Below are 6,765 nucleotides of genomic sequence, written 5' to 3' on the forward strand. Positions count from 1 at the left end.
GTAAATAGCCAGGGAAGTTGCTCCCTTAGTAAAATAAAGAGAATTCCCATTGAAAACATAAACAGCACAATCAGGTGTAATCCAGAACTGACCATTTTGCGAATCCCAGCTATATTATGCACGCCAAACTCGTGACTAACCAGAATAGTCGATGCGGCACCAACTCCAAGGCTAATCATGTAGGTAAACGAAGCCATACCGATGGCAATTTGATGTGCTGCCAGCTGTTCTTTCCCCAACCATCCCATCATTACGGCCCCAACACTAAAGGTTAATACTTCAATAACAATCTGAATACCGATAGGCAGGCCAATGCTCAGTAACTGCTTAATTCGCCCCCTATCGAAATGCGCGTGTAAAGCAGTTTTCACATACTGAGAAAAGCTTTGATGGCGACGCAGAAAAGCAATAATCAGAAAAGGCATAATCAGCCGTGCAATAAAAGTTGAAATACCAGCCCCCATTAAGCCAAGTTCCGGAAATCCAAACTTTCCGAAAATCAGCAGATAATTAAACACCAGGTTGACCAGATTTGAAGTCAGAGTGATCATCATGGCAACTTTCGTATTTCCTAAGCCTTCGAGAAACTGTTTTAGCGAATAAAAAAGTAATAAGGGAAGCTGAGAAGCCACCAAAACCATGAAATAGGGATAGGCCAACTTCACAACCTCTTCAGGTTGCCCCATCCGCCCTAAAAAGAGTGCAACAACGGACATCACAACAACCAACAGCATCGCAATAATCCCATGCAAGACAAAACCATTCTTCAGGAAAGCAGCGACCTCATGATCATTTTTCTGGCTGAAAAATTTCCCTACCAAGGGTGTAATTCCCATGGTAATCCCCATTCCCAGCAACATACCTATAATAAAGATGCTGTTGGAAAACGAAGCCGCAGCCAGTTCTGTTGTCCCGGCATGACCAACCATCATATTATCGACCAGCGAAACCGTAACCTGCCCTACTTGCGATAAAATAACCGGAATAGCCAATTGGAGGTTCTTCTTATAAAAAGGGAAATAGGATTTTAATGCCACAAAATGAGTTTTAACAATTCAGGGCAAAAATACTGCAGTAATTGGTTATAGCGTAAACCAGTATGTAAATTTCACCATAAAAACGTTTTGAGAATCACTTCCCGGGATCGCACCAAATACATTTGTTATGGAAGAGTCGTAATCGTATTGATAATCTGATATCGTCCTGTTCCAAACCAGGTAGATCGTAGAGCCGGGTCTGAATTCCCAACGGGCAACGAGATTGGAATTCAACTCTTTAAAAATGAAGTTCGGGTTATAAATCCGATAAGAATCCTCTCCTTCAGTAAATGTATAAATCCGATTATCCAATTGACCTTCGAGCCCGATGTACCGATCACTCAACTTCTTACTATCACCAACATTTACTCTTCTGAAATTTGAATATTTACCAGTCGATGCATACGGAGATGCATAATACTGGATCGAAAACTCAGGTGTTACAAAATATTCGAGACGCAAGGTGGTATACAGAACTTTTTGGTCTATCTGCCCAACAATATAGCCTTTGTTGCCATCAGCTAAAGTTACACGGCCGGCATACTGGTGGTAATCTACATTCTTTAAATAAACCGTATTCGTGGTGATACTTAAGTTTTCGCCCAGCAAAAACCGCAGGTACAAGGTATATTGATCACGCTGGCTGATTTGATCGTCGCCCCGAATATAACGGGCTCCAGCCGCCAGTAAAAGATCTTTGGCCGAATTGGTTTGCACAAAGACTTCACCATCCCATGTCGGGTCTTTATACAAGATTGGGCCTCCGCGCAATTCACGGGTATCAAATAAATTATAATCGCGCTCGAGATTCAGGTGTACCCGCCACAAATTCGTAAAACGCAGATAAGTGTGACCTGTCACTTCTTCCTTCGTTAGTTCACCACCATAGCTCCAACTAGCCATTTGCGTCATTCGAAACCAATAGTTTCGCATGATACCATGTGGCTTATTAACCAGGTAATAAAGGGTAGCCTGCTCCTTCAGATAATCGGCCTGATACATATAACCAACATCATTTAAATCGACGCCCGGCGAGCGCCAGCTAAACGAACCGGTAGCCCTAAACTTACCACTTCGCTTACCCCCTTCAATCTCTCCCCCATGACCGGACAGGCTGGTACGGGTACCATCATACTCCAGGTGACTGGCATCAGGACGTTGAAAATAGTGAGTCGATGCCAATTGTAAATTTGAGATAGCTTCCTCCGATCCTTTTACATCGCTAAAAAAGCCTTTTCCGGCAACATAGTATTTTCGTTTTTTCCAGTTATGAACAAAGTCCAGCCCACCTGTCAAGGCCGATTTGGGAAGAAAGTCCAACTGAGGTTCGTTAATATTCCGGTTGACTGAAGTAACCATTCCCCCCAGTACGGTATTCCCTTTGTTAAAATCCTGTTTCAGGCGTCCCACCATGTAATTCGTAAAAGGTTCGGCATTCATCTTTGTAGTGCTTCCATCCTCCCCGTAAACAGTTGCATTTTCGCGTGCTGTCATACTATGCAAGAAACCAACTGATAAGCCTTTCTTACTTTTCCCGGTTAGCTTTAAGGCTGAAATAATCGATGTATTTTCAGGAATCGAAAGCGTTTCACCATCGGCTAAATCGGGCTCATAACTCGGAGCATGCCCAATACGGCGCGAGTAGAAAAGTAAATCTTCTTCCGATCCGTAATTGAACACATTATTTCCTTCCAAAAAGAAAGGCCGCTTCTCATCGTAAAATATCTCGTAACTTTTCAATGTTAACACAGAAGGGTCTGCTTCAACCTGTCCAAAATCAGGATTGACCGTAAAATCGAGGGTAAAATCCGACGAAAGTCCGACTTTTCCATCGAGACCGGCTCCTGCATTCCATTTTTCTTTTAAATCGGTATTGGGTGAATATTTCAGATTACCATAAGGCAAAAGTTCTATTTTCCGTTTCGAATTGATTCCCTTAATTCCATCCAGGTCACCAAAAAGATAAACTGTTGCAGGGGCATCAACCGGCACAAGCTTCCAGTGGTCTTCTTCACCTAAACGATCGATATAACGCCAAACATGCAATCCCCACTTCTGCTCATCGCCTTTGGCAAAACGAAGCTGACTAAAAGGAATCCGTAGTTCAGCAGTCCATAGACTATCGCTCACCGAGGTTTTGGCATCCCAAATTGCATCCCAGTTCAAATCGGTTTCCTGAGCTCCCATCTGCACAAAATCAATCTTCTGCCCTGCTGCTGTAACGTCAAACTCAAAAGCAGTTCTGTTGTCGCCATAAGTGTCCAAAGCAATTCCCATCATATCTCCGCCGTATTCATCGCGTCGGGTTAAAACGGAACGAATATTACCGGCTTCGCTTTCGTAACACTTCACTCCCACATACAGGTTCAGGTCATCATAAAGCAAGGCGATTTCGGTTTTTTGAGAAGGTTTTGCGGCCTGATTGGGTTGTTGTTGGATAAAACTTCCATCCCAGTGAGCTGTTTTCCAACATAAATCATCCAGTACTCCATCAATCTTTGGTCGATCGCTTACACGAGATGCTGAATATATTTTTTCAAGGCTGGCAGCTTGATTTACGAGGGAGTCTTTCGATAAATTATAGACCAGTGTATTCTGTGAAAACCCTTTACTAACGACGAAAAATATTGTGATTACAAATAAAGCACAAACACGTAAGAACATAATTTTCGTTTAGAATATCTCCAAATATACACAAATGTAAAAATTTAACAACTGTTCAATAAAATATTTTACTTTCGGCCCTTGAAAAAACCGGAATTGAAAGTTAGCTTTCTAAACTTTTTAGGACAATCGTGGTTTATTGTTGTGGATTTATAAAAAGAATTCGACATTCTTTGACATGATCTAATATTATTTGTATCACATTATGAGGAAAATAAACAAAATCCTGGTTGCAAACCGGGGCGAGATAGCAATTCGCATCATGCGCACCTGCCGTGAGATGAACATTGCTACAGTAGCTGTTTTTTCGGATGCCGATCGTACATCAATGCACGTACGTTATGCAGACGAAGCGTATTACATTGGACCTGCTCCCTCGAAAGAGAGTTACCTAAGGGCAGATAAAATCATTGAAGTCGCCTTAAAATCCAAAGCCGACGCTATTCACCCCGGATATGGCTTCCTGTCCGAGAACGCAGAATTTGCCGGGCTTTGCCAAGAAAACAATATCATTTTCGTCGGCCCTAAACCCGAGGTAATCGTAGCAATGGGTGATAAAATACAGGCTCGTAAAGCGATGATCGCTGCGGGAGTGCCTGTTGTCCCCGGAACCACAGAGGCCATTTCGTCCGAAGATGAAGCATTAGAAATTATTGCAGGAATTGGCTTACCTGTAATGATTAAAGCATCAGCTGGTGGTGGCGGAAAAGGAATGCGTTTGGTGAAAGAAGAGGCTGAAATTCTTTCGTCAGTTCGTGCTGCCCGCTCCGAAGCCTTAGCTGCTTTTAACGACGATGCCGTTTACATTGAAAAGTATGTAAGCTCTCCGCACCACATCGAGTTCCAGGTGATGGGCGATCAACATGGAAATGTCATTCACCTGTTCGAACGGGAATGCTCGATCCAGCGACGCCACCAAAAAATGGTTGAAGAAACTCCTTCTCCACTTATGACACCTGAGCTGCAGGCAAAAATGGGTGCTGATGCCGTTAATGCGGCCAAAGCCGTAAACTATGTGGGGGCCGGAACCATCGAGTTCCTGGTTGATGACCAACTGAATTACTATTTCCTGGAAATGAACACCCGCTTGCAGGTAGAGCACCCGATTACTGAGCGTGTAACCGGTGTCGACCTGGTTAAGCAACAAATACTAGTTGCCGAAGGACATCCTCTTGAATTTAAACAAGAAGACCTGGCTCAAAAAGGACATGCCATCGAGTGCCGGATTTATGCCGAAGACTCCGATAACAACTTTATGCCGAGTGCGGGCCGAATTCACAGCATCACAGAACCACTAGGGCTGGGCGTACGCACCGACGGTTATGTATACGAAGGTTACGAAATTCCAATTCACTACGACCCAATGATCTCGAAACTGATTGTTTGGGCCAACAACCGCGAAGAAGCCATTCAACGGATGCGACGTGCTCTGTACGAGTATAAAATTACAGGGGTAAAAACATCAATCAAGTTCCTGGAGCGCATCATGGACTCTGAAGACTTCAGAGGCGGGAACTACGATACCACCTACATCGAGAAAAACCGCGAAAGTCTGCTTCGCGAAGACGAAGCTGATACGGTACAGGAAGACATGGTGATCATTGCTACCTATATCGACTACCTGAACCGCTTGAATAAGGTTATTCCAAATAAGCAGTTGAACCCAACTGAAAACCGTTGGAAAAAATACACTTACCAAAAGAATTTCGACAGACTTTAAAATTTCGATTATGCCAATAGATGTAAAACTGAATGACCGCGTTGCGAAAGTAAAAGTGCTCAATCAGAACGAAAATTTGCTCGAAATCATGGTTGACGGCCGCGTCTATCAACTGGATTTGATGCACAACGACGAGGGAACATTTTCGATTTTAGCCGACAACCGTTCCCATAATATTACCCTTGTTCCGGGGGCAAAACCCAAAACGTATACGGCTTACACCCTCTACCAAACGTACGATTTAGACGTTATTGATGCGGAAGCCCGCTACATTCGTAATCGTGGCGAAGGAACGCTCAACAACAGCGATAAGAAAATTACAGCTCCTATGCCCGGTAAGATTGTTAAAGTGCTTGCCGAAGTGGGTGAACCAATTAAAAAGGGAGAAACAGCAGTGATTATTTCAGCCATGAAAATGGAAAGTGAATACAAAGCAGCTGTTGACGGCGTAATCAAGAAAGTAAATATTAAAGCAGGCGACACAGTTGACTCCAACCAGGTTTTGGTTGAAATTGACTAACCCCCGGTTAGTTACCCCATTACTGGAAATATTAGAATTGTCGTCTGAAACGAAATGTAAATTACTATGGACTTAAAAGCAAAATTCGATCATTTTGAACAATTAAATAAACAAGCCGAGCTAGGCGGTGGTGAAGAACGAATTGCAAAACAACATGCCGGTGGCAAGAAAACGGCCCGCGAACGGATTCTCGAACTGCTCGATCCGGGAACGTTCAACGAAATCGATAAGCTGGTGACACACCGGGCTACCGATTTTGGCATGGATAAAAAAAAGATTCCGGGCGACGGTGTGGTTACCGGATACGGTAAAATTAACGGACGCCTGGTTTATATCTACGCTCAGGACTTTACGGTATTTGGCGGAAGTATGAGCCGCACCAATGCCGATAAGATTGTCAAAATCCAGAACATGGCTGTAAAAATGGGTAAGCCGCTTATTGGATTGAACGACTCAGGTGGTGCCCGCATCCAGGAAGGTGTTCAGTCACTGGCCGGATATGCCGACATCTTTTACAACAACGTTCTCTCGAGTGGTGTTATCCCGCAAATTAGTGTCATTCTTGGCCCTTGTGCCGGTGGTGCAGTGTATTCTCCTGCCCTCACCGACTTCATTTTTATGGTGAATGAGAAAAGTTACATGTTTGTTACCGGCCCCGATGTAATCAGAACTGTTACTCACGAAGACGTAACACAGGAAGAGCTTGGTGGTGCCGTTACCCACAGCACCAAAAGTGGTGTAACACATTTTACGGGTGACGACGAAGAACAAACCCTGATGATGGTTCGCGAGCTGATGAGCTTTATTCCGCTCAACAATATGGA

Annotated in this window: 5 protein-coding genes; 3 read left to right on the forward strand and 2 right to left on the reverse strand. The window is 43.8% G+C overall.

Annotation, left to right across the window (positions count from 1 at the left end; all coding sequences use genetic code 11):
• Positions 1-1,037 (reverse strand): MATE family efflux transporter (locus AC37HE_RS04885; RefSeq protein WP_500781664.1); only part of this gene is annotated, 1,037 nt, incomplete at its 3' end.
• 45 nt (positions 1,038-1,082) lie between these two features.
• The gene (locus AC37HE_RS04890) at positions 1,083-3,701 is read right to left on the reverse strand and encodes a DUF5916 domain-containing protein (protein ID WP_500781665.1); all 2,619 of its coding nucleotides are present in this window, start codon (positions 3,699-3,701) and stop codon (positions 1,083-1,085) included.
• A 205-nt stretch (positions 3,702-3,906) separates the two neighbouring features.
• Between AC37HE_RS04890 and accC the strand changes: the two genes are divergently transcribed.
• From accC to AC37HE_RS04905, 3 genes are all read left to right on the forward strand, one after another.
• Complete coding sequence (accC, locus tag AC37HE_RS04895) at positions 3,907-5,421, forward strand: acetyl-CoA carboxylase biotin carboxylase subunit (protein ID WP_500781666.1); 1,515 nt, start codon at positions 3,907-3,909, stop codon at positions 5,419-5,421.
• Positions 5,422-5,431: 10 nt separating this feature from the next.
• A complete protein-coding gene (locus tag AC37HE_RS04900) occupies positions 5,432-5,941 on the forward strand; it encodes an acyl-CoA carboxylase biotin carboxyl carrier protein subunit (protein WP_500781667.1) in 510 nt (169 codons plus the stop codon).
• 66 nt (positions 5,942-6,007) lie between these two features.
• Positions 6,008-6,765, forward strand: a 758-nt coding sequence (locus AC37HE_RS04905) for an acyl-CoA carboxylase subunit beta (RefSeq protein ID WP_500781668.1), incomplete at its 3' end; no start/stop codon positions are given.

This window comes from Mangrovibacterium sp. (genome assembly GCF_059905295.1).